19 protein-coding genes and 2 tRNA genes are annotated in these 23,398 nt (G+C 54.3%); 11 read left to right on the forward strand and 10 right to left on the reverse strand.

Annotated elements, in window-relative coordinates:
- Window positions 1-18: 18 nt before the first annotated feature.
- From K0J45_RS10800 to dnaQ, 4 genes are all read right to left on the reverse strand, one after another.
- Window positions 19-95 (reverse strand) — tRNA-Asp (locus K0J45_RS10800).
- 49 nt (window positions 96-144) lie between these two features.
- Window positions 145-221, reverse strand: a tRNA-Asp gene (locus K0J45_RS10805).
- 117 nt (window positions 222-338) lie between these two features.
- A complete protein-coding gene (locus tag K0J45_RS10810) occupies window positions 339-1,661 on the reverse strand; it encodes a TIGR03503 family protein (protein ID WP_220042562.1) in 1,323 nt (440 codons plus the stop codon).
- A 10-nt stretch (window positions 1,662-1,671) separates the two neighbouring features.
- A complete protein-coding gene (gene dnaQ, locus K0J45_RS10815; RefSeq protein WP_220042563.1) occupies window positions 1,672-2,400 on the reverse strand; it encodes a DNA polymerase III subunit epsilon in 729 nt (242 codons plus the stop codon).
- Window positions 2,401-2,468: 68 nt separating this feature from the next.
- Here dnaQ and rnhA point away from each other — a divergent pair, with 68 nt between their 5' ends.
- Window positions 2,469-2,945 carry a ribonuclease HI gene (rnhA, locus tag K0J45_RS10820; RefSeq protein ID WP_220042564.1) on the forward strand — a complete coding sequence of 159 codons (477 nt, stop codon included), beginning with the start codon at window positions 2,469-2,471 and terminating at the stop codon, window positions 2,943-2,945.
- A 44-nt stretch (window positions 2,946-2,989) separates the two neighbouring features.
- Here the strand turns inward: rnhA and K0J45_RS10825 are convergent, their stop codons facing one another.
- Window positions 2,990-3,712: a methyltransferase domain-containing protein gene (locus tag K0J45_RS10825; RefSeq protein ID WP_220042565.1), complete on the reverse strand. Its 723-nt coding sequence runs from the start codon at window positions 3,710-3,712 to the stop codon at window positions 2,990-2,992.
- Window positions 3,713-3,849: 137 nt separating this feature from the next.
- Here K0J45_RS10825 and gloB point away from each other — a divergent pair, with 137 nt between their 5' ends.
- Complete coding sequence (gene gloB, locus K0J45_RS10830) at window positions 3,850-4,629, forward strand: hydroxyacylglutathione hydrolase (protein WP_220042566.1); 780 nt, start codon at window positions 3,850-3,852, stop codon at window positions 4,627-4,629.
- Between the two features lie 98 nt (window positions 4,630-4,727).
- Window positions 4,728-6,263, forward strand: a complete 1,536-nt coding sequence (locus tag K0J45_RS10835; RefSeq protein ID WP_220042567.1) for a LysM peptidoglycan-binding domain-containing protein — start codon at window positions 4,728-4,730, stop codon at window positions 6,261-6,263.
- Window positions 6,264-6,476: 213 nt separating this feature from the next.
- Here K0J45_RS10835 and K0J45_RS10840 read toward each other — a convergent pair whose 3' ends face one another.
- The gene (locus K0J45_RS10840) at window positions 6,477-8,321 is read right to left on the reverse strand and encodes an AsmA family protein (protein WP_220042568.1); all 1,845 of its coding nucleotides are present in this window, start codon (window positions 8,319-8,321) and stop codon (window positions 6,477-6,479) included.
- A 37-nt stretch (window positions 8,322-8,358) separates the two neighbouring features.
- On the reverse strand, window positions 8,359-8,853 hold the full coding sequence (locus K0J45_RS10845; protein ID WP_220042569.1) for a putative 4-hydroxy-4-methyl-2-oxoglutarate aldolase: 495 nt from the start codon (window positions 8,851-8,853) through the stop codon (window positions 8,359-8,361).
- A gap of 209 nt (window positions 8,854-9,062) precedes the next feature.
- Between K0J45_RS10845 and K0J45_RS10850 the strand changes: the two genes are divergently transcribed.
- A complete protein-coding gene (locus K0J45_RS10850; protein WP_220042570.1) occupies window positions 9,063-9,377 on the forward strand; it encodes a hypothetical protein in 315 nt (104 codons plus the stop codon).
- A gap of 35 nt (window positions 9,378-9,412) precedes the next feature.
- Here K0J45_RS10850 and K0J45_RS10855 read toward each other — a convergent pair whose 3' ends face one another.
- On the reverse strand, window positions 9,413-11,059 hold the full coding sequence (locus tag K0J45_RS10855) for a methyl-accepting chemotaxis protein (protein ID WP_220042571.1): 1,647 nt from the start codon (window positions 11,057-11,059) through the stop codon (window positions 9,413-9,415).
- Window positions 11,060-11,284: 225 nt separating this feature from the next.
- Here K0J45_RS10855 and K0J45_RS10860 point away from each other — a divergent pair, with 225 nt between their 5' ends.
- Together K0J45_RS10860 and K0J45_RS10865 are read left to right on the forward strand one after the other, a co-directional pair.
- Window positions 11,285-12,265, forward strand: coding sequence for an ABC transporter substrate-binding protein (locus K0J45_RS10860; RefSeq protein WP_220042572.1), 981 nt, complete (start codon window positions 11,285-11,287; stop codon window positions 12,263-12,265).
- 14 nt (window positions 12,266-12,279) lie between these two features.
- Window positions 12,280-13,638: a GGDEF domain-containing protein gene (locus tag K0J45_RS10865; protein ID WP_220042573.1), complete on the forward strand. Its 1,359-nt coding sequence runs from the start codon at window positions 12,280-12,282 to the stop codon at window positions 13,636-13,638.
- Here K0J45_RS10865 and msrQ read toward each other — a convergent pair.
- Together msrQ and msrP are read right to left on the reverse strand one after the other, a co-directional pair.
- Complete coding sequence (gene msrQ / locus K0J45_RS10870) at window positions 13,635-14,252, reverse strand: protein-methionine-sulfoxide reductase heme-binding subunit MsrQ (RefSeq protein ID WP_220042574.1); 618 nt, start codon at window positions 14,250-14,252, stop codon at window positions 13,635-13,637. The genes K0J45_RS10865 and msrQ overlap by 4 nt on opposite strands.
- 38 nt (window positions 14,253-14,290) lie before the next feature.
- Window positions 14,291-15,301, reverse strand: coding sequence for a protein-methionine-sulfoxide reductase catalytic subunit MsrP (gene msrP / locus K0J45_RS10875; RefSeq protein ID WP_220045278.1), 1,011 nt, complete (start codon window positions 15,299-15,301; stop codon window positions 14,291-14,293).
- 196 nt (window positions 15,302-15,497) lie between these two features.
- Here msrP and rmuC point away from each other — a divergent pair, with 196 nt between their 5' ends.
- From rmuC to K0J45_RS10900, 5 genes are all read left to right on the forward strand, one after another.
- On the forward strand, window positions 15,498-16,973 hold the full coding sequence (rmuC, locus tag K0J45_RS10880) for a DNA recombination protein RmuC (protein ID WP_220042575.1): 1,476 nt from the start codon (window positions 15,498-15,500) through the stop codon (window positions 16,971-16,973).
- A gap of 91 nt (window positions 16,974-17,064) precedes the next feature.
- On the forward strand, window positions 17,065-19,002 hold the full coding sequence (locus tag K0J45_RS10885) for a transglycosylase SLT domain-containing protein (protein WP_220042576.1): 1,938 nt from the start codon (window positions 17,065-17,067) through the stop codon (window positions 19,000-19,002).
- A 307-nt stretch (window positions 19,003-19,309) separates the two neighbouring features.
- On the forward strand, window positions 19,310-20,221 hold the full coding sequence (locus tag K0J45_RS10890) for an AAA family ATPase (RefSeq protein WP_220042577.1): 912 nt from the start codon (window positions 19,310-19,312) through the stop codon (window positions 20,219-20,221).
- 26 nt (window positions 20,222-20,247) lie between these two features.
- Window positions 20,248-21,243 carry a DUF58 domain-containing protein gene (locus K0J45_RS10895; RefSeq protein ID WP_258406669.1) on the forward strand — a complete coding sequence of 332 codons (996 nt, stop codon included), beginning with the start codon at window positions 20,248-20,250 and terminating at the stop codon, window positions 21,241-21,243.
- Window positions 21,233-23,275 carry a transglutaminase TgpA family protein gene (locus K0J45_RS10900; RefSeq protein ID WP_220042579.1) on the forward strand — a complete coding sequence of 681 codons (2,043 nt, stop codon included), beginning with the start codon at window positions 21,233-21,235 and terminating at the stop codon, window positions 23,273-23,275. The genes K0J45_RS10895 and K0J45_RS10900 overlap by 11 nt, the downstream gene beginning before the upstream one ends.
- Window positions 23,276-23,398 lie beyond the last annotated feature (123 nt).

Consider the following 23,398-nt stretch of genomic DNA (forward strand, 5'->3'; position numbering starts at 1 on the left):
ACGAGGCTTCGATGTAGTTGGCGGAGCGGACGGGACTCGAACCCGCGACCCCCGGCGTGACAGGCCGGTATTCTAACCAACTGAACTACCGCTCCTAAACTCGGATAAAACGCCTTGGCATTCTATCAAAACTAGGTACTTGATTGGCGGAGCGGACGGGACTCGAACCCGCGACCCCCGGCGTGACAGGCCGGTATTCTAACCAACTGAACTACCGCTCCACATCAAGTTGCGAAGGATAATACTTAGGCCACCTAGTCCCGTCAATAACTTTTTTCCTGAAACAAACTAATCAGTTAAAAAATCGCCAACCTAGCCTGATTATTCAATAAGAGCGGCTAGCTTTTCTCCGGCTCGGCGCCTTTTAGCTCACCCTCTTCCGGCATGGTCAAGTCGATCTCATCCAGGGTCGGTCCTATCTCCTTAGCCCGCTCCTCTTCAAGGCGCGCCGCGGTCACCGCCAGCGCCTGCTTAAGATTTTGTCGTTTGCGCCACACCAATAGCGCCAGCGTGCCCAAGACCAAGAGGCTAAGGTTCACAGTAATTATCCAGAACATGGCATCATCTTTTGCCTTGGCCTCGGCGATGGCTGCCTTCTTGGCCGCGATGGCCGCTAGCTCTTCAGCCGTTGGCGGTGGCTCGGGTGGTGGAACCAGATTAAAGAACTTCTCAGGCAGAGTGAGCAGCACCTCGCGCCCGGAGACAGAGGTGGCCGCGGCAATCCCCTTGATGCGATAACTGCCGAACTCAGACACCTGAGGCAGGGTCAACTGCATACGCTTATCGGTAACACTTTGTACAGGGAGGGTCAGCTGCAGCCCGGCGGGGCCGACTAATTCAAATTCGAAATGGGTGTTTGCCAGCTGCAACTGCTCATCATCGACAATCACCTCCACCTGCCAGCGGCCTTTGAGGTGATCCTCCGGGGCGATGACAGAGAGGGAAACCGGCATAGGCAGCAAGACGATGTCGCCGCCAACCTCGCGGCTAAAGGTGTTGTTCTTGGCACTGACCAGAAAACGATAGTGGCCCCAGGGCTGATTGAGGTTGATATCGGCGGTAAAGATGCCATCGTCGGGGGCACCATCCAAGCCTTCGCCGTTATCCTTATAGCTGCCGACGATTAAGGTACCGGCGGCAAAGTTCTCGTCCCCGGGCCTATGCTCGCTGATAAACTTCGCCGTCCAGTCCACCAAGTAATCCAACCCAGGCATGCGCATGCGCTGCTCGTCGCCTAACAGCTTGGCGGTTACCTTGACTCGCTCGCCCTGATAGAGCGGCTGCGGCATGGGGTCGACCTCGATCCCCAGCTTGGAGACCTTATCGATTTTAGAGCCCTTAGCGACTTTACCCAGCAGCTGCCAAGGCCCAGGCATGGGGGATTTGATGGTGATGATGTCGCCGCTTAAACCATCGACCCACTGCACCGACTCTGGATGGCGCGAGACATACCACTTGCCACCGTCGGGCAGCACGATGATCACAGGCGCGCTGCCATAGTCGCGCTGCACAAACAGGGTCAGCTCATCGACCATATGATCGATCCTGAAACGGTTCTTAAGCTCGCTCGCCTGGGAAGATGGCACGACCTGGGCCGTGGCATTCAAAGTAAGCAGCAATAATCCTGAGGTGAAAATCGCGCGTAGCAGCCAATTTCTCATAGGATGACGTTTATCCTCGCCAAATACATTGTCCTGATTTTTCGACTAAATCTAATCTTTGCTCATGCATATTCAGTTCATCGGCTGAAGCGCCGATCACTTTAAGATTTGGACGATTATTTGCGAGCCGTATGATGCCACCGCTCTCCTGCCCCGGCTTCTCATTTGAGAGTTCAAACTTGGTCTGTCCCCCCGTCATGATGAGGTATACATCGGCCAGGATCTCGGCATCCAACAATGCCCCGTGGAGTTCGCGACGCGAGTTATCTATGCCGTAACGCTTACACAAGGCGTCCAGGTTATTCTTCTGACCTGGGTGAAGAAACTTGGCGATCTCCAGTGAATCCAGCACCTGACAGATATCCGTGGTTTTGGGTCCCCTGGGGGTGAGCAGCGAAAACTCGTGATCCATGAAGCTCACGTCGAAGTTCGCGTTGTGTGCCACAATCTCGGCACCATCGATAAACTCGAGGAAGGCAGGCGCTATCTGGGCAAAGACAGGCTTATCGGCCACAAACTCATTGGTGATACCGTGCACCGTGATCGCCTCTTCGTCAATCGCCTGCATCGGATTGATATATTCGTGAAAATGGCGGCCGGTCAGCTTACGGTTAATCACCTCGACACAGCCTATCTCGATAATACGATGGCCAAAATAGACGGCACCGGCCCCCTGGTTCATACCCGTGGTTTCGGTATCGAGAATCACTTGGCGCTTAGCATTGGAGATAATATTCATATAATTACACGCTTTTACAAAAAAATATTGGGTATACTGCAGTCCTATTTGGCTATGGTAGCAACTTGATGCACGGACTGAAACAACTCTTAATCTTTACCGATGGTTCTTGCCTGGGCAATCCGGGTCCCGGCGGCTATGGCGTGGTAATGAAATATAAGGCCCACGTGAAGGAACTCAGCGGCGGTTTTGCCTTGACCACCAACAACCGCATGGAACTCCTGGCCCCCATCATGGCGCTGGAGGCGCTCAAGGAGCCCTGTCAGATCATTCTCACCAGCGACAGCCAATATATGCGCCAGGGGATCACCCAGTGGATCCATGGCTGGAAGAAGCGCGGTTGGCTTACCGCCGCCAAGGAACCGGTGAAAAATGTCGACCTCTGGCAGCGCCTGGATGCCGCCACCGGTGCACATAAGATAGACTGGCGCTGGGTAAAGGGCCACGCGGGTCACATCGAAAATGAGCGCTGCGATACCCTGGCGCGAGAAGCCGCCGAGGCTGGCCCGAGTGAGGTAGATACCGGCTATCAGGCGAAAGGCTAGCGCTTAACACCTAATTAATTAACACCTAACTAATTAACGCCTCATTACTTAAGCTTAAACTGCTTGACCCTTCCCGCGGTTGGCGCGGTAGACCATTTAGGCTGACGCACCTTCTGCCTGTCCAGGATGGGCGTCATGGGCGAGTCTAACTTGCGAGCCACCAGAATATAGACACTGCCACTGCCAGGCAGCCAGGCCTGCAGCGCATGCTGCCAGATGGAATCGCCGCGGATCTCACTGAGCAGATGATGGTAGACCAAACGTTCATCGCCCACCACCTGGTAACCCAGCAGGCCGAGCCAGTCCTTGACCCTTGCGGGGGTAAAGAAACGGCCGCTCCAGGGTAATTTTTCCTGACGACTGGGGAGCATCTTACCGAAGAAAGCCGGGCTCAGTGGGTTAAAACCTATGATAAACAGATAGCCGCCGGAGATAAGCACTCGGTCGGTTTCGCGCAGCACGCTATAGGGATTGGCCTCGAAATCGAGCAACATGGAACAGACCACGGCATCGATCACCCCATTTTGAATCGGCAGTTGGGAATACTCTCCCTGTAGGCAGCACAAGGCAGACTCACACAGGGAAAACTCACGGCCGATTGGCAGGTTAGGCTTCTCAAGCGCATGACTGAGGGGCCCCATGCAGAGCATATGATAGCCAAACACCTTGGGCCACCAGGGCATCAGCTTATCCTCGATGGCTTCTTGCAGCCACAAGCCGTTGGGCAACTCCTGCCAAGACTGGGGTTTTATCACATTAAAGGACACTGGCCACTCCGCGACTCACTTTTCCGGTTTCCCTAATGATTTGACTATTTTAGTATTAAATCCTTAAAGCGCTATACACGCAATAGCTTTGCTCAGTAAACTAAACCCGTGTCACCCAATCCCTGTGAGAGTCGAGTATGCATACTGTTACCCCCATCCCCGCCTTCAACGACAACTATATCTGGCTCATTCATGCTAAAGATAGCGGCGGCCATTATGTGGTCGATCCCGGTGATGCCCAGGCGGTGCTCGACTATCTCGAGCAACATCAAATGGTGCTCGATGGCATCTTAATCACCCACCACCACAAGGATCACACAGGTGGCATCGAAGAGCTGCAGGCAAGCCATGACCATAAACTCACTGTCTACGGCCCGGATAACGAAAATATCAAGGGGATCAATCATCCTATCTCGGGGCAAACTGAGTCCGTTTGGCCAGAAAAACTCGACAGTGACGCCAAGATTTTTCATCTTCCCGGCCACACCTTGGGGCACATTGCCTACCTGATTGACGATCACCTCTTCTGCGGCGATACCCTGTTTAGCGCCGGCTGCGGCCGCCTGTTCGAAGGTACCCCTGCTCAGATGCGTGAGTCCCTGCAAACCTTGGCACAACTCGATGAAAATACCCAGGTCTATCCCGCCCACGAATACACCCAGGCAAATCTGGCGTTTGCCCTGACTGTCGAAAATGACAATGAGGCCCTCATCGCCCACGCCGCCAAGGTTAAACAGCTTCGAGACCAGAATCTTCCGAGTCTGCCCTCCAGCATAGGTTTAGAGAAGCAGATCAACCCCTTCCTGCGCCCTGAGCAGGCAAGCATAAAACAGAATCTCAGTCGCCATTTCTCCCAGGAGGTGACAGATGACGGCACCAGTTTCACGCTTCTACGTCAATGGAAGGACAATTTCTGATAATTCCTATACAATGGCGCGCTAATTAAGTCCCCACCGAGGCGGCCCAAGGGTTATCGCCTTGCCGAGAGGGACCCAAAAGTAAGGAATTATTGTCGATGCGCTTACCCATTGTCCTGGTCGCAGGGGGACTCTCCCTGCTCGCAGGCTGTCAAACTTTTACCCAGCCGGAACCGGCTGCGCCGGCGATCACCACTGCGCCCGTGGTCGTCGAGCCCCAAGTTACCGCTCCTGTCGAACCTGAGCCAATTCAGATCACCGATGTGTGGCAACGTATCCGCCTGGGCCTCACTCTCCCGGTACCGGATCAGAAACTGGTTAATCAATACCGTAACTGGTACCTGAAACATCCACAGCACCTGGCCCGGGTATCGGAGCGCGCCGAGCCCTTCATGTATCTGATCGTCGAAGAAATTGAGAAACGCAACCTGCCGATAGAGTTAGCGCTACTGCCGATCGTCGAGAGCGCCTTCGATCCCTTCGCCTATTCCCACGGCGCCGCCTCAGGCCTGTGGCAGTTTACCGCCCCCATGGCTAAACACTTTGGCCTGGAGATGAACTGGTGGTACGACGGTCGCCGCGATGTGCCCGCCGCCACCGTTGCCGCGCTGGATATGATGGAGTACCTCTATCAGAAGACACACAACAACTGGCTGTACGCCATCGCCGCCTATAACACGGGCGAAGGCCGGGTGCTCAACGCAGTTAAGCGCAACGAGGCCAAGGGGCTGGCGACCGACTTCTGGGCACTAGACTTACCACGGGAGACTGAGCGCTACGTGCCTCAGCTACTGGCACTGGCCGATGTGATCGCCAACGCCGATGATTACGGCATCTCCCTCTACCCCATTCCTAATGAGCCACAGCTCAAGGTTGTCGAGGTGGGCAGTCAGATCGATCTGGCACTGGCCGCCGACATGGCAGGCATGAAGCTCAACGAACTGCATTCGCTCAACCCAGGCTTTAACCAGTGGGCGACGGCGCCCGAAGGCCCACATCGTCTGGTGGTCCCGCTGGATCACGCCGAGCTGTTTGAAACCAAGCTGGCCGCCAGCGACCAAGACCAACGCCTCAAGTGGCAGCGCTATAAGATCAAGTCCGGCGATAGCCTGGGGCTGATAGCCAAGCGTTTTAACACTACGCCGTCGGCCCTTCGCGCGGTAAATGACATTAAGAACAACCGCATCATCGCAGGTAAGCATCTGTTGATCCCTGTCTCCTCCAAGGATCCGGCAAAATACCTGCTCTCGGCGGAGCAGCGCCTGCAAAAGCGCCAGTCCGGCGGCAGCGGTTACAAGCTGAGTTACAAGGTAAAATCTGGCGACTCACTCTGGCTGATCGCCAAGCAGCACAAGGTGAGCGTTGCCAAGCTTGCCAAGTGGAATGGTATGGCGCCAAAGGATCCCCTCTCTATCGGACAGAAGCTGGTGATCTGGCAACAGGGCGACAGCAAGGCGGTGACCCGCACGGTGAACTACACGGTACGCTCGGGCGACTCACTGGCTAAGATAGCCACTAAGTTTAATGTCAGCGTGAGCCAGTTGGTGAAGTGGAACAGCCTCTCGACCAAGAAGTACCTGCAACCAGGCCAGAAGCTGACCCTGTATGTGGATGTGACTAAATCTCGGGTGTAAAGTCTGGGTTTAAAGTTCGGGTCTAAAGTCTCGGGGGTAATCTCGCACACTTACAAGCATGACCGCTTTATCTTCATGACAGCTTTAATTTAAGCAGCAATTACCACACACAAAAAAGCGATGCCTCGGCATCGCTTTTTATTAGTGCTTTTTTATTTGTGCTCTTTTGTTAGCGCTCTTTGTTAGCGCTTGTTTATCGGTTACAAAGCTCGCTTACAGCCCTCCTAGCTTCTTAAACAGCTTGTCTTTTAGCTCGTCGGTCGCCTTCTCGGTTTCCTTTTTCAGCTTGGCATCGAACAGGGCTGCAGTATCGAGGGAGAACTTAGGCTCGCTGATAGTGCCGGCGATGGCAAAGGGGATCTCGATGCCGTAGAGCACATCTTTCTCCGCGCCGCCCTGACCCTCTAACGAGCCGACCACCGAAGTCTTCAACGCATAATCGATCGCCTCGGAGAGTAGGTTCACATTGCCCTTACCCTGCAAACGAATCAGCGGCGATGCCATGTTGAGATCCGGGTTGTTCACTATCCCTTTGGCCATGGTAAAACTGCCAGTCAGGCTGGTGAAGTCGGTTTTCTTCTCACCGCTCGAGGCCGCATTCAAGTTACCACCGAGTTTTGCCTTCGCGTCACGCAGCATCTGCGGAATGTTCACCCCATAAAGGGCACCGTCGGCGATCTCAAACTGTCCCTTGGCATCGAGGTTACGCTTGATGTTATCCGGGATCAGGCTGTGGCCGCTGCCTGTCACCTCGAAGTTAGTCGTACCGGCCAGCATGTCGACCTCGGCGGCATCGGTCAGCAAAGGACGCACCTTGATGCCGGAGATCTTCTTGTTGAAGCGGTAGCTGGCCACAGATTTACGACCATCGAGCTGCGCGCTGGCAAGTAGTTTACCTTGATAGAGATCGGCGCTTAGCTGGCTGACATCCAGCACACCATTTTTCAGGGTCAGCTTCATCAACCAGTTCTCTGTCTTGATCTTATCGGCAGTCACAGACTTGGCATCAAGATCCAGCTTGAGGTTAACCGCCTTCATGCCGCTAAGGTCAGGCTCCTGGGCAGGTGCCGCGCCCTCACCTTTAGCCGTCTTATCTTCGCCCTTAGTGCCATCATCTTTGGCCATAAATGGCGTCACATCGACATCGCCAAAGCTCATCGAGGCCACCACATCTGGCACCTTGGCGCCGTAATTAACCGACATTTTGCCCTGGGCCTTAATCTGCTCGACATTCAGACTTGAGAGCACCAAGGCCATGGTCTTGGCGTTGTTGTCCAGCTCGAGTTGAGTGGTGAGATTGATGTTCATGCGCTTATTGGGAATGGCATCCCCTTCCAGGCTGTTCTCAATCTCAAAATCCTTGATGGCGATTTTCGCAAGACTTGGGTCGACCTTGATCTGTCCCTTACCTTGGCTGCTGACCTTCATCTCAGGCTGGGTCATGGAGAACTTGTAACCCAGATCGGCAAACTGCCCCAGAGAGAACTCGCCTAAGGTTAACGACTCAAGTGTCAGTGCCTGGGTCTTACCCGTCGCCTCATCATAAAGATTCACCTGAGTGTTGGTGATGGCGATGCCACCGATATTTAGGCTGCTCAGCTGCACGCTGCCCTGAGCGGCTCCATCGCTACGGGCTTTGTTGCCAGCCTTATCGGCCTTCTCGCCAGCGGACGTCAAACCATCCATGCTGCTGCGGCCATTTTTGTAGCTGTCGAAGTTTAGGGTCAGGCCATCTAAGTTAAGCTGGGCGATCTCCACCTCTTTACTCAGCAGCGGCATTAGTGCTACCTCGGCCACTATGCCGTCGACTTTAAGCATGGTGTCATGTTTGAACCCCTCAGGATTCGACAGGCTGATGTCACCAAGGGCGATGCCTATGCTGGGGAAGAAGGTCCAGCTGAGGTCTTGCTTGATAAGTAGATCGCGCCCGGTTTGCTTTTTCACCGCCTCGACAATTTGCGGCTTAAAGTCATTGGGATCGAAGATAAGGGTGAGATAGGCGATCAATAATAGGAAAAGGGAGGCAAATACTATGAGTAGCCATTTTACAAATTTCATAACAGGTTCCGTCTGGTAAGGGTGAGCAATTGGCCCGTTAGGCCAATTGCGAGAGATCCAACTGCTCTGACGACACGGCAACGCCATTATCGTCGGCATAAAGCATCATACCTGGCTTTATTATAACGCGATCTATCTCAAGCGTAACGTTAACATCGCCATGATCCCGTTTATCCGTTTTGATGGGGTTAGCGCCAAGTGCTTGAATTCCAATGGGCATCTGCGCCAAGGCGCCGACATCACGCACATAGCCATTGATCACTATACCGCTCCACCCATTGTCCACCGCACTCTGGGCAATCATATCGCCAAGCAGGGCGCGCCGATTCGAACCGCCGCCGTCCACCACCAGGACTCTGCCTTCACCGGGCTGTCCCAGCAGTTGCTTGACCTTGGAGTTGTCTTCGAAACACTTCACCGTGACCACCTCTCCCCAGAAGATTCGCTTCTGGCCAAATTGTCGATAATGGGGCGCCAATAACGACAGTTGAGTCTCATAGTGGTCAAAGAGATCGGGCAGTAGATCTTGCATTGCAGCCTCCCTGCAGAACTGAGAAAAGTTAAGTTACTATAACAAGGCGAATATAAAATGAAAATTAGATGAATTTAAATTCGATCGGTTTTAGAATGTGCCTTCGCTAATATATGTTGGCGATTTAATCATCAAGATAATAAACACAAGACCCTGGCTAATAGACCCGTCGATATTGACCAATATCGACCAAGCGATAATGGAATCACATGACAGATCATCTCAATTTACATGATGCAATGGCTGCGCTCGACGAATATGGCTACGAGCAAAAACACAGCAGCGAACTGAGTCAGGCCCGCACCCATGCGCAGATGGATAAATATCTTAGATCGTTAGACTTCAACCTGCGCAGATTGCTGATTTTGCAAGAGGTCGTTGGCAAACTGGTCGACGAAGAACAGGCCAATCTGGCCCGCCAGGAAAACATCCAAACCTATAAGACCAAGGTGATTAACCTGTCCCGCGAATATGGTATCTCTTACGACCGCGTACTTGAGATCATGCAGCAGGGAGTTAAGTAATCCAAATAACCTGCCAGATAGCAGGTTATTTTTCATTAGAGCTTAAAGGTCGAAATAAGGGATTCGAGATCCGCCGAGCCCGATTTTATCTGCTCACTGGTACTGCCAATCTCTTCACTCTTCTGCTGATTCTCCAGCGAAATATCGTTAATCCGGGTCACATTCATATTCAACTCGGCGATCACCGCGCTCTGCTCCTCGGTCGCAGTGGCGATCTGGATATTCATGTCGGAGATCTGTCTGATGGAAGACTTGATGGTCTGCAGCGCCTCCACCACCTGACTGGTTTCACCCACCGTCTGCTCCGACTGCGCCTTGGCCCTGGCCACCGAAGCGTTGACACTGTCTACCGAGGCGCGGATCGCCTCTATGATGGCATTGATCTCCTGGGTCGATTCCTGGGTTCGACTGGCCAGGGTGCGCACCTCATCGGCCACCACGGCAAAACCGCGCCCCGCCTCACCGGCCCTCGCCGCCTCGATAGCCGCGTTAAGCGCCAGCAGATTGGTCTGTTCGGCGATACCGACGATCACATCTAATATCTGGCCTATCTTACCCGAGCTTATCTGTAACGCCTGAGCCTCATCGGCAGTCACCTCTAACTCGTTAGACAGACCTTTGATCTTAGCCACGGCGCCATCAACGACAGCCACGGTATCATCGGCTTCGCCATCTGCGCTGCCGGCGCTATCGGCGGCAAGCTGGGCATTGGACGCCACCTCGGAGGAAGCCATGGACATCTCATTGATGGCGGTGGCGACACTTTGGGTCTCCGCCTGCATGTTGGCCGTCACCATACTGGCCTGGGCCGAGATATCCGCCAGCCCTTCGGCCAGTTCGCGGCTGTGAGTCACTGAGGCGCTCACCGAATTGACCAGCGCCTGTATCTTGGCAACGAATTCATTAAAGCTCGCCGCCACCTGCTTGAGTTCATCCCGGCCCGACTCTTCGAGCCTCAGGGTGAGATCGCCTTCGCCGCGAGCGATATTTTCGAAGGCGGCTATGGTATCGGCCATAGGCGCCGAAATACTGCGGGAAATCACCCCTAAGATCAGGATCACCGGCAGCCACACCGCAATGCAGATCAGCAGATACTTGTAGATGAAGGCCTGCATCTCCTCTTGGATATCATCCACATAGATGCCGGTCCCGACGATCCATCCCCAAGGGACGAAACGTTTGACCACACTCATCTTAGGGCTGGGCGCCGAGGCATTGGGACGATTCCACATATATTCTATAAGCGCATAATCGCTGTTTGCCGTACCTGTCACCATCTTCTCAAATAGCCTGACGCCATTGGGATCTTTCATCCCCAACACATTAGTGCCCACCAGCTTCTTGGCGAAGGCATGCTGCACCATGATCCCCTGTCTATCTATGGTCCAGAAATATTCGTTACCCTCATACCTCAGGGCATCCAGGGCGGCGATGGCGTTGCGCTTGGCCTCTTCCTCACTCATGGTGCCGGCTCGTGACGCCTCATAAAACTGGCTGATCACCTTCTCGCCCACGTCTGACAGGGCCGATAACTTGGCCTGTTTCTCCTTAACCAAGACCTCTTCGATATTTGCCAGCGCAAACACAAACATGATGCCGGTCGCGACGATGGCAAGCAGCAACATAAACAGTAAACGATGGGCAATTTTAAACTTGCGAAACAGGGCGTAAATGGCGTTCATGGCGATCACCTTCAGGCAAGTGACAGGAGAAATAGGACAGCCCTTTAAATCTCGCCCATTCAAAACCTTTTGTCAAAGCCGCTAACTACCTATAAATGCATACTTTAGTGGAATAAACAGGGGTCAAAAGCAGGATATAATACCTATTGGTTAATTATTCGTCTCTGTCGGCCGATAACAACTAAACTAAAGTGTCAGTACTTTTTATAAGGGTAATCTTTCACGATGAAAGCTAAGGGAATAGTGCTTCTGGTCTTAGTCGTTATGGGGCTCTTATCGATCAACTGGTGGGGTGGCAAGGCGCCCGCTACCGAGCCACCCATTAAGTTAAAAATAGCAACCTCTACCACTCCCCTAAGTGCCCCGCTGATCATCGCCAGGGAGCTTGAGCTGTTTAAGCCCTACAACCTGGATATCGAACTTATCCCACTGCGCGGTGGTCACCTCTGTTTTCAGGCGATGATACAGGGCGTTGCGGATCTGGCGACCAGCTCGGAAACCGTGATCATGTTCAACGGCTTTCAGCGCAGCGACTTTCGATTGCTGGCAAGTTTTGTCGAGTCGGATAACGATCTCAAGCTGCTCACCCTCAACGATGAACAACCCAAGAGCATCACCCAGCTCGCCGATAAGAGGATAGGCATGGTCAAAGCCAGCTCCAGCGAGTTCTTTGCCGATGCTTTCCTGATCATCAGTGGTCATCAACAGCAGGATTTTCAGAAGGTATTCATGTCCCCCCAGGCGTTAGGGCCAGCGCTGCTGGCCGGTGACGTCGACGCCATCTCGGTATGGGAACCCTTCGGCTACAAGCTGATCGAAGAGCATGGCGATGCCATCTACCAGTATCCGGGTAAAGGGATCTACAACCTCTCCTTCAACCTGGTCACCTCGGCGGTCAACGCCAGGCTGCATGAGAAGCAGCATGCCGATATTCTGCGGGCGTTAAAGAGTGCACAAAACTTTATTAATCAGCACCCTCAAAGTGCCAAGCAGATCATCAGCGACTATCTGGATATCTCCTTGTCCGAGCTTGAATGGGCGTGGAATGATTACGTATTTCGGCTATCTTTAAATAACTCACTGATCTCAAATTTACATGCGCAGGCGCGTTGGGCCATTGCCAGCGGCGCCGTCGATGCACAGACCACCCCGGATTTTAGGCTGCTTCTGGATGATTCAGCACTCAAGCAGGCGCTCGATAACTAGGACGTTAACAGCAAATGATGATCAATACCCGGTTGAAATTGTTGCTCTTTATCAGCCTTTTTCTGACAACTACCATACTGTTAACCTTTGCCGGGCTGAGACACATACAGCAGGAGAACCTGCAGCAACTTTCCCATATCATGCAGCTGGAAAGCAGCATAGACGTGCTCAGGAGCCGGCTCTGGGCCCTGCAGGAGTTTCAGGATGAGGAGGTGTTGACCCAGACCCTCAACGCCCATCAACAGCTCAAGGCCAAGCTTGCCGAGGCGCAGTTCTTGGCGCCCGCTACCAAAGTATTAACCACCAATTTGAATCGTCAGGCAGACAGCCTGGCCGCACTGCTCAAACTCACCCAGCAGCATATGAGCTCGCCCCCACAACGTGGCATCACCTCCGCCCGCGGCATGTTAACCACCCGGTTTAACATCACGATACAGTCGATGAGTGAAGATCTCACTAGTCTACAGCGTCTGGTGATCGACAGCCTGGCCGAGCAGCAATCGCAGATCCTCTCATCCACGATTCTCTTCCTGCTGGCAGGTTCAGTCATCTCACTGCTGGTTACCATGTCGACTCTCAAGGCGTTCAGAGAGAGCCTGCACCGCATGAAGATGGGGATCAGCAAACTCAGCCAGGGGGATCTGGACAGTCATATCGAGATAGTCCACCAGAACGAGCTGGCGATACTGGCGCAGAAATTTAACGCCATGACCCACAAGCTCAAGGAGACCACCATACGCAAGGAGGCACTTCAGGGCGAAGTGGCGGCTCAGACCAAGCAACTCAAGCGCCAGACCCAGAAGCTCAAGTATGTGGCGGAGCACGACGATCTCACCGGCCTCTATTCCCGCAGCGCCTTCGAGCGCCAGATAGATACCGCCATCGCCCGCTGTCAGCGCACTCAGATGCACGCGGCCATGTTGTTTATCGATCTGGATAAATTTAAGCAGGTTAACGACAGCCTGGGCCATGACAATGGCGACAAGGTGCTGTCGACGGCGGCGAGGCGTATACAGAGTGCGGTGCGAAGCTCAGACATCTGTGGCCGCCTGGGGGGAGATGAGTTCGTGGTCTGGCTCGAACCCATCAACGACATCGAGGAGGTGACCATAGTGATCGATAAGATCATACGTCAGATCTCACCGCCTATCGTCTGTGGCCGCACCACGGTTTCACTCACCGTCAGCATAGGCGTAGCCATGTATCCGCGAGACGAACTCTCCCGTCTCAGCCTGATCAAAGTCGCCGACGACAACATGTACCAAGCCAAGCAGGTTAAGGGGAACAGCCACCGCTTTACCGAGCAGGTAGCCCGCCAGGTTGACAAACACCAGGTAGACGAGAGTCAAATAGATGAAAGCCAGCTGGGCTAGTTGGCCCGCAGCGACAGTCGCCGCTGCAACTGCTTTAGATTAACCCGGATAAGTAGCAAGCAAATCAAGCCGATAAGATAGAGACTCGGCTCTATCACCTCAGATTTCACCGACCAATAAAAGTGGATAGGCGCCAACAAGGCCACCAGATAGACCCAGTTATGTAGCTGTTGCCAGCGACGCCCCATGGCACGTTTGACCTTTGCAAAGGAGGTGATCGCCAGCAGCACCAAGATAAGATAGGCGGTGGCACCTACCAGAATATAGGGCCGCTTAACAATCTCACTCAGCAGCAGTTGCCAGGCGAACAGCAGATCCAGACTCAAGAAGGCCAAGATATGTAAGCTTGCATAGGCAAACACATACAGGCCCACTAAACGGCGAGTCTGCATCAAAAGCCCTACCTTGAAATGTTTCGCCACCGGCGAGATGAGCAGCACGGCGATCAGTGAATTGATCGCCCCCATCCCGGTATAGTGGATGATGTACTGGACGGGATCGCCCCCAAGCTGGTCATTTAATACGCGCCACACCAGCACCACCAAGGGCACCAGGGCGATAAGATGAAAAGCTATCTTTAAGGGCAACAGATGCCTGGCTTGCAATCGAAACAAAGGCTTCTCCTTACTGGGTCAAATTAATGTATGAGGGTTTAATAGTACTGGCGCAGGTTCATCCCCTTATAGAGATGGGCTACCTGCTCGCCATAACCATTAAAGGGCAACGTTGCGATACGCTGGGCCGAGAAGATCCCGCCCTCACCTATGCGACGCTCCGTCGCCTGAGACCACCTTGGATGATCCACCTCGGGGTTCACGTTGGCGTAAAAGCCATATTCGTGAGGCGCCAACTGATTCCAGCTGGTGGGTGGCTGCTTGTCCATCACGCGGATCCGCACCACCGACTTGATGCTCTTGAAACCATATTTCCAGGGCACGACCAGTCGAATAGGCGCACCGTTTTGCGGTGGTAGCGTCTTACCATAGAGACCGACGGCCATGAAGGCCAGCTCGTTGGTCGCCTCATCCAGCCTTAGGCCTTCGACATAGGGGTAATGTATACCGCCGCCCATCAAACGACTCTTCTGCCCCGGCATCTGGTCAGGATCGAACAGGGTCTCAAAAGCAACGTGGGTCGCACCCGCCTTAACCCCGGCCTTAGCCAGCAGCGCCTTCAGGGGAAAACCCACCCAAGGGATCACCATAGACCAGGCCTCGACGCAGCGCAGGCGATAGATGCGCTCCTCCAGTGGCAGCAACTTAGTCAGGTCGTCCAGCTCCAGTGTCAGCGGATTATCCACCAGACCCTCAACCCTCAGCGTCCAGGGATCCACCTTAAAGCCTTGAGCATTCTCGAAGGGATCTGTCTTGCTGGTACCAAACTCGTAGTAGTTATTATGGGTGGTCACCTTCTTCTCGGGGGTGAGGATCTCCTGTTGGCCATAGGCCTTGTTGCCGCTAAAGGCTAACGGATGCGTCACAAAGGGGGCGTGGGGCTCAGACTTACCGAACAGATCAAACAAGCCTGCCTGCACCTGGCCGGGTATGCTTGCTCCCAGCGCGCCGAGGCCGAGCGCCTTGATGATGTTGCGTCTATCGTTAAATACCGCCTCTGGCGTGACATGCGCACTCTTCTCTTGCCAAGCCTTTCTTCCTGTACCCATGATGCCCTTCGCCATATCTGTTACCACCTTTTATCCATTGCGTTTCAGTCCATGCTTAATTAGATAGTCAAAACCCTTAAAAAATTTCACCTAAATAATATTTAACGAACAAGTGTTCGTCATTTGCCCTATCTCCCCTTGAACCTGCACTGGCCTCATGAGAGGCTTAACGCCAAGCTTATAACGGGTATCGACTATGTTGACAGAACTTCCTTTATCTCTCCCACAAATCATCGTCTTAGGCGCGGTGGCCATGTTAGCACTGCTGATCGGTGCCCTACTCAACCAGCGACTCACCCGCGGTAAATGGCAGAGGGTCAGAGAGGAGCTTCTCCAAGAGCACACCACGGCCATCGCGCTGCTGGAAGCCTCCCTGGAAGAGAAGCGCAGCGATGTCGCCCAACTCAACCAGAAGCTTGAACATCAGATTAATCTACTCGGCATGAGCCAGGCCCAGGCCCAGCGCGCAGACGATCTCGAGCAGCAGCTCCAACAGAGCCAACGTAAACAGATGGAGACGCAACTGGCACTGTCCAAGTCTAATGCTATTCAACAGACCCTGACGGTAAAGTTTGAGACAGAGCAGCAGGCGCTGGAAGACAAGATTAAGCACCTGCATGAATCAGAGACCCGCCTGACCCAACAGTTTGAAAATCTCGCCAACAAAATTTTTGATGCCAAGGCGCAGCGTTTACAGCATGAGAGCGAGCAACAGCTCTCTAATGTGCTGTCTCCATTCAAACAGCAGCTTGAAGGTTTTAGAAAGCAGGTTCAGGAATCTTACACGGTTGAGCAAAATGAACGTAGCGCCCTCAAGCATCAGTTGGAATCACTCAAGGCGCTAAACCTGCAGATGAGTCAGGATGCCATCAACCTCACCAAGGCGCTTAAGGGTGACAACAAGCAGCAAGGCAACTGGGGGGAAGTGATCCTCGAGCGCGTACTGCAAGAGAGCGGCCTTAGAGAGGGTCACGAGTATGAGACCCAGCAGGATCTCAAACACGACAACGGTAAACGCTTCAAGCCCGACGTGATTGTGCATCTGCCAGAAAACAAAGATGTGGTGATCGATGCCAAGATGTCGCTGGTGGCCTACGAGCGTTACTTCAACAGCGAAGATGAGACCGTCAAGGCGGCCGCCATCAAGGAGCACTGCCTGTCGATCCGCAACCACATAAAGGGCCTCAGTCAAAAGGATTATCAAGCGCTTCACGGCTTAACAAGCCTGGATTATGTGCTAATGTTTATTCCATTGGAGCCCGCGTTCCTGTTGGCACTCGAGCATGAGCCCAGCCTGATCAACTATGCGCTGGAGAACAATATCATGCTGGTGAGCCCGACAAACTTGCTGGTGGCGCTGCGTACCATCAACAACATCTGGCGCTATGAATATCAGAACCAGAACGCCCAGCTGATTGCCAAGCAGGCGGGTAAGATTTACGACAAGTTATGCGGCTATCTCGAAGACATGGAAAAGATTGGCCGCGCGGTGGAGTCGCTGGACAAGCACTACCAGGCGGCCATGGGCAAGCTGAGCACGGGGAAGGGCAACCTGATCCGCCAAGCCCATCAGATGCAGCAGATGGGGGTCACCACCAACAAGCAGCTGGATAATCAGTTGCTCGACAAGGCTCTCAGCGACCACCTGGAGCATGACATAAAACTGAATTGATCCGGCGTTACACTGTAAATGGGTAAGTAGATGGGTAAATCTGCGTCATTGGACGAATCGAGCACTGCAGGAAAACAAGGATAGGAAGACAATGCCAAAGCGGTTAGGCACACTTTTTCAGGCAAAACGTTATCTCCTCTTAGGCTTAGGGGCGCTCATCCCCATGACGCTGTCCGCCGCCAGCTTAACCCCAATCCAGCAGCGCTATCTGGATGCCAGAGAGGCGCTGGATAAGGGCCAACTAGACAGCTATCAGGCGCTGAGAAAGCAACTCAATGGCTATCCCCTCACCCCTTATCTCGACTACCACGCCGAGATAGATAGCATTCTCGACGCGCCGGGAGCTAAGGCGCTGGAGTCCATGGCGCGCTTCGATGGCACACCTCTCTATAACAGCGCCCGTCACCGCTACCTAGAAAATGCCGGTAAGCAAAAACATTGGCAGGATTTTCTCGCCATGAGTCCTGAACTGCCCCGCAGCATCAACTTGCAGTGCTATTACTACCGCGCCCAACTTAGCCAAGGCGACAAGGCCGCAGCCTTCGACGGCGCCGAGAAGCTTTGGCTCCACGGCCATTCGCGCCCCAAGGAGTGCGATCCCCTGTTTAACGCCTGGGAAAAGGCCGGACATCGTAGCCAATCTCTGCTGTGGTCGCGCATGTTACTGGCCTTCAACGGTGGCGAGTATGGCCTGCTCAAGTATCTTGCCAGTAAGGTCACCGCCCATCAGAAAGAGGCCAAGCAACTCCTGGCCGTCTATCAAGATCCCCGCAGCCTGAGGCACACCAAACGCTTCAAGGTTAAGGCCGCCATCTATGGTGATATCGTCGATGCTGGCCTCAGGCGTCTGGCCCGAAAAGATCTTGTTAAGGCAGTCAGCCTGTTTACTAAATATGAAAAGGCCCATCGCTTCAGCGACTATCAGGGGCAGAAACTGGCGCGCTACCTGATGAAACGCGCCCTAGTTTCCCAGGAGACAGAGCTTAAATCCTTCGTCGACAGTCGCCTGCCCAAGACAGACAGCGACGATCTTAAGGCGCTGCGCCTGCGCTGGGCGATTCGAGAGGCGGACAATCAGAGTCTGGACAACTACCTGCTCCTGCTAAGCGAGGCTAAGCGGCAGAAGGCTCGCTGGCAATATTGGATAGCCAGGCGTCAGATGGAAACAGGTGCAAAGCTGGCCGAGACCGCGCTGCCGAGCTTAAGTAAACAACGCAACTTCTACGGCTTTACTGCGGCCGACCTGGTATCAACCTCAATAAACCTGGCGCAGATAGACACACAGTTCGACGAGAGCCTGACACCACAGCTCGTCCAGGATCCAGGCCTTGCCCGGGTCGAAGAGCTGTTGGCGCTGGATAAAAAAATCGATGCCCGCGCCGAATGGGTGTTGCTGCTTGGCCGCCATCCACAGAACAAACAGGCGCAGTATGCCCTGCTGGCTCAACGCAACCAGTGGCACGATCTGACCGTACAGGCCAGTATTCAGGGCCAGCTGTGGAACGACATGACGCTGCGCTTTCCCTACGCAGCCGACGAGGCCTTCAAGGCCGCCAGCAAGAGCGCCAAGGTTGATATCGATGAGATCCGCGCCATCGCCCGCAGGGAGTCCGCCTTCTATCCCTACGCCACATCAGGCGTGGGCGCCCGCGGCTTGATGCAGCTGATGCCGGCTACGGCAAAGGAGACCGCCCGCAAGCACGGCATGAAATACAGCGGCAGCAAGAGCCTCTACGACGTCTCCTTCAATACTGCATTGGGAAGCCGTTACTACAAGTCGCTACTGGACAAGTTCGACGGTAACCGCGTGTTGGCTACCGCCGCCTATAATGCCGGCCCCCACAGGGTAACCCGCTGGCTGGAACAGAGCCAAGGCAAGTTGGATGTGTATGCCTTTATCGAGTCTATCCCCTTCACAGAGACCCGCGAGTATGTACAGGCTGTGCTCAGTTATCGCGCCATCTACCAGGCAAGACAGCAAAAACCGGTCGCTCTCTTCTCCGCCGAGGAGCTAGCGTTTAAATATTAACGCCAGCAATAACCACTTTATTCGTTGCTTAGTTATCAGCTTAGTTAACCTCTTGATTGCGCCAACTGGCCGTCAAGAGGCTGGCGCTTGTAGTAAATCTCTCTTTCCCCTCACCACTCGCAACAAGCCCCTGCAATAAAGCCAAGGAGATGTCAAAATTCTGGCAAAACTCAGAGCAATATTTCTCTTAAGAAAAAGATGAAAAAAGCTGGCCAATCATAGACTTCTACCTCATAGTTAAAGGTCATCATCATGGTGATTTTCGACTTTTTCTTTGATTAATACCTGCTCGCCATTAAGGAGTTCCATGTCTCATACCAGCATCACGGCGATCTTAAACCAGCTGCAACGAGTGCTTCTGGGTAAACCCCATCAGATAAAATTGGCCCTCACCTGTATCCTCGCCAAGGGACACCTTCTTATCGAAGATCTGCCCGGCATGGGCAAAACCAGTCTCTCCCAGGGGATGGCCCAGAGCCTAGGGCTGAGCCATCAGCGCATCCAATTTACCAGCGATATGCTGCCGGCGGATATTCTCGGCGTCTCCATCTTCGATAAAGAGCAGTCCCAGTTTGTGTTCCATCCAGGGCCCATCTTCAAGCAGATGATCCTGGCCGATGAGATCAACCGTGCCAGCCCCAAGACCCAGAGCGCGCTGCTCGAAGCCATGGCCGAGCAGCAGATCTCGGTCGATGGCGTTACCCACGCCCTGCCCAGCCCCTTCTTCGTGATCGCTACCCAGAACCCCAGCGAGCAGTCGGGTACCTTTCCCCTGCCGGAATCCCAGCTCGACCGCTTCATGATGCGGATTTCCATCGGCTATCCCGACGAAACCGCCGAGTTGGCCATGCTGAAGGGGGAAGATATCTCGCCGCAACTACAACACCTGCCCGCCTGTATCGATCCGCTCACCCTGATTGAGCTGCAGTCTCAGGTGACTAAGGTTAAGGCCTCTGAGGCGCTGCTCAACTATATTCTCGCCCTGGTAAAAGGCTCCCGCCAGCTCAACGAAGGGTACGGGCTATCACCCAGGGCCAGCAAGGCGCTGCTCAACGCCGCCAAGGCCTGGGCCTTCATTCAGGGTCGCAACTATCTGGTGCCCGACGATGTACAGGCGGTGTTTGCCTCTGTCGCCGAACACAGGCTAAGACACACCAGCCAGCAACAGGGCGAGGCCCTCTCCCAGCGCCTGCTCGCCAGCACCAATCCCATCTTGTAAGCCTATTTATTAAACCCATGGCCAGGATGAAGACGAAAAGCAGTAGATTAACAGCATGGTGGCAGGCCTGGATCGCCAGACGCCTGCCCGCCAGCAATAAGGTGACCCTGGCCCACCGCAGCATCTTTATCCTGCCCACGGGCTTTGGTCTCTTCTGGCTGCTGTTTGTGGTCTTGCTGTTTCTCTTTGGCACCAACTATCAGAATAATTTGGTGATCGGGCTTTCTATTTTGCTGCTCAGCCTGTTCAACACCTGCATCATATACAGCTATCGTAACCTGGCGGGCATGACATTAGAGGCGAAAACCGGGCCCGAGGTCTATGCCGGCGAGACCCTGCTCTATGGCATCTCCCTCCATGCCAAACAGGTGCAGCATCAGGTGGAACTCAGCTATGACAAGACCCAGGTGCAGACCATAGACAGGGTAGATGATAAGCCCCAAGAAGCGCTGATCCCCCTGAGCAACAACCAGCGAGGCTGGATCGCTCCCGGCCGCCTCAAGGTAGAAAGCCGCTATCCTCTGGGGCTTTGCCGGGCCTGGTCCCATGTGGATCTCGCCAATGCGCAGATCGCCTTCGCCCAGCCCAAGGCGGGCCAATATGAGCTCAGCGCCGAGCAGCAAGGCGACGATCATCAGGCGAAAGATATGGGTAAGAGCGTCATCGGCGTCGAGGAGTTTCGTGGCCTCAAGCCCTTCGTCACCGGCGAGTCGCTCAATCAGATCGCCTGGAAACAGCTGGCTCAGGGCCGCGGCATGCTTACCAAAGAGTTTGAGCAGCCCCAGAGCGCGCCCCAATGGCTAACCTTAGACACTAACGCGCCGTTAGAGGAGCAACTTAGCCTGCTGACCTGGGCCGCAGATAGACTTGCTGCCAAGGGACAGGTCTTCGGTCTCAAGCTTCCAAACAAAACCTTAGCGCCCGCCAGCGGCGAGCAACACAGACGTTTAGTGCTCGCCACTCTCGCCGTCTATCCTGTCGCCGTCTATCCTGAGCATCTGGGGAGTCCCCATGGCCGATAGCAAGAGCGAAAATATCGGCCGTCAAAGCCTGCTCTGGTTACTGCTGGTTAACCTGAGCGTGCTTGCGCCCCTCTACGATAAGATGACCCCCTGGAGCATGGCCATCTGCGCCATCTGCCTCCTGTGGCGAGTGGGGATCTTTGCCGGTAAAGTCGCCAAGCCGCCGAGATACCTGGTCACCACGCTGGCGATCGCCTCCGCTGTCACTCTGGCCTTAGTCACAGCGCAGATAGGTCTGCTTAACGGTTTGATCAATTTGCTGATCTTGGGCTATGCCCTCAAATATATCGAGATGCGCGACCGACGCGACGTGCGCGCCGTGGTGCTGGTGGGATTTTTCCTCATCGCAGTCACGCTAATCGAGAAGCAGAGCCTCTGGTTTACCTTGCAACTGACCCTGGTCGCCACCATTAACATCTGTGTGCTGGTCAGCCTCTATCTTAATGCCGGCTCCATTCGCCGCACCGCCAAGCTTGGTGCCAAAATCATGCTGCAGAGCCTGCCATTGGCGATTGTATTGTTTATGGTGCTGCCAAGACTGCCACCACTCTGGCTGGTGCCAAACCCCAAGAATGCCACCACAGGACTGAGCGACGAGCTCTCCTTCGGCGATATCGGCAAGCTGACCCGCTCCAGCGCCCTGGCCTATCGCGTCACCTTCGATAACCGCCGTCCTGCCAACAATCAGCTTTATTGGCGCGCCCTGGTGCTGGATCACTATGATGGCAAGACCTGGAGCCAAGACCCAGGCATCAAGACGCTGCAGCGACAGCTCACAGTATCAAACGCTCGCCCTAGCCCCGAAGGCACCTCGATAAATTATGAGGTGATCGCCGAGCCGAGTTACCAAAACTGGCTCTTCGGCCTGGATCTCGCCTACACCAATACCCGGGAGATCCTTGAACTGCCCGATGGCCGCCTCTACGCCAAGGCGCCCCTGAGTCAAAAATACCAGTATCGAGTCTCCTCCTATCCGCAGGCGAAACTGGATCCTCGTCTGTCACCAGAGCTTAGACGCCGCAACCTGCAGTTACCGCCAAATACCAATCCAAGATCTCAGGCATTGGGTCTTGAACTGAAACGCGACTATCCAAATCCCGAGCGTCGCCTAAAAGCCATCATGACGCTGTTTAACGAGTCGCCCTATTTCTATACCCTGGAGCCGCCTAGGGTCGGCCCACAGCAGATCGATGACTTTCTGTTTGAGAATCGCGCCGGTTTCTGCGCCCACTACGCCAGTGCCATGGTGTTCCTCGCCCGCCAATCTGGCCTGCCCGCCCGCATGGTCACGGGTTATCAGGGCGGTGAGTGGAATCAGGCCGGCGATTACCTCAGCGTCTATCAATATATGGCCCATGCCTGGGTCGAGGTCTGGCTCGAGGGCAAGGGCTGGACCCGCTATGACCCCACCGCCATGATCGCTCCCGAGCGGGTCGAGGCAGGCTTCGATGCCATGTTCTCCCCCGAGCAGAGCTATCTGATCAACAACCCCTTTAGCAGCCTGAGGCTGCGTCAGTATCCCCTGCTCAATAATTTGCGCATGTCCCTGGCCAGCATAGATTACTACTGGAGCAAGTGGGTGCTGGGTTTCGATGAAGAGAGACAAAGCCAGCTGCTCAAGGAACTACTTGGCGAGATCAACGCCACCAAGCTGGCGATCTTCATCATCGCCTCCTTCAGCGTCATCGCCCTGTTTATCGCCTACAGCGTCGGCCTGCTGCGCTTTACTCGCCACCCAGATCCTGTCGTTGCGGGGTTTGAGCAGATAGGCGCCATGCTGGCCAAACGGGGCCTGCCCCGTGCTCAGGGTGAGTCGGTCGATGCCTATCAAACGCGGGTACTCGCTGCCGCGCCCGAGCTTAGCGAGCCAATGACGCGCTACACCACAAGTTATATGACCCTTAAATATCGCGCCCCCTCACTAAAGGCCAGCAAACAGCTTAAGCGCCAGCTGAAACAGGATCTGCGCCGCCTGCGTCTCGCTATCCTCAAGCTCAAGGGCCGCTTGGATACCAGCGAAACCACAGATTAGTGTCCACATAAATACAAATTAGATCGATAGCGTCAGGATACTTGTTCAGGTGTTTTTGATGCAGGCTAATCCTCAAGCAAAGCCATTGAAAATGTGTGAAAAACAAGCATAAACTGGGCTAAC

The organism is Shewanella alkalitolerans (genome assembly GCF_019457575.1).
GTDB lineage: Bacteria > Pseudomonadota > Gammaproteobacteria > Enterobacterales > Shewanellaceae > Shewanella > Shewanella loihica.

Coding starts and splice junctions, on each gene's coding strand:
- rmuC (WP_220042575.1), top strand. CDS start 15,498: ATGTTGACAGAACTTCCTTTATCTCTCCCACAAATCATCGTCTTAGGC.
- K0J45_RS10860 (WP_220042572.1), top strand. CDS start 11,285: ATGAAAGCTAAGGGAATAGTGCTTCTGGTCTTAGTCGTTATGGGGCTC.
- K0J45_RS10840 (WP_220042568.1), bottom strand. CDS start 8,321: ATGAAATTTGTAAAATGGCTACTCATAGTATTTGCCTCCCTTTTCCTA.
- K0J45_RS10895 (WP_258406669.1), top strand. CDS start 20,248: ATGAAGACGAAAAGCAGTAGATTAACAGCATGGTGGCAGGCCTGGATC.
- K0J45_RS10885 (WP_220042576.1), top strand. CDS start 17,065: ATGCCAAAGCGGTTAGGCACACTTTTTCAGGCAAAACGTTATCTCCTC.
- gloB (WP_220042566.1), top strand. CDS start 3,850: ATGCATACTGTTACCCCCATCCCCGCCTTCAACGACAACTATATCTGG.
- dnaQ (WP_220042563.1), bottom strand. CDS start 2,400: ATGAATATTATCTCCAATGCTAAGCGCCAAGTGATTCTCGATACCGAA.
- K0J45_RS10850 (WP_220042570.1), top strand. CDS start 9,063: ATGACAGATCATCTCAATTTACATGATGCAATGGCTGCGCTCGACGAA.
- K0J45_RS10855 (WP_220042571.1), bottom strand. CDS start 11,059: ATGAACGCCATTTACGCCCTGTTTCGCAAGTTTAAAATTGCCCATCGT.
- rnhA (WP_220042564.1), top strand. CDS start 2,469: ATGCACGGACTGAAACAACTCTTAATCTTTACCGATGGTTCTTGCCTG.
- K0J45_RS10835 (WP_220042567.1), top strand. CDS start 4,728: ATGCGCTTACCCATTGTCCTGGTCGCAGGGGGACTCTCCCTGCTCGCA.
- K0J45_RS10865 (WP_220042573.1), top strand. CDS start 12,280: ATGATGATCAATACCCGGTTGAAATTGTTGCTCTTTATCAGCCTTTTT.
- msrP (WP_220045278.1), bottom strand. CDS start 15,301: ATGGGTACAGGAAGAAAGGCTTGGCAAGAGAAGAGTGCGCATGTCACG.
- K0J45_RS10890 (WP_220042577.1), top strand. CDS start 19,310: ATGTCTCATACCAGCATCACGGCGATCTTAAACCAGCTGCAACGAGTG.
- K0J45_RS10845 (WP_220042569.1), bottom strand. CDS start 8,853: ATGCAAGATCTACTGCCCGATCTCTTTGACCACTATGAGACTCAACTG.
- K0J45_RS10900 (WP_220042579.1), top strand. CDS start 21,233: ATGGCCGATAGCAAGAGCGAAAATATCGGCCGTCAAAGCCTGCTCTGG.
- K0J45_RS10810 (WP_220042562.1), bottom strand. CDS start 1,661: ATGAGAAATTGGCTGCTACGCGCGATTTTCACCTCAGGATTATTGCTG.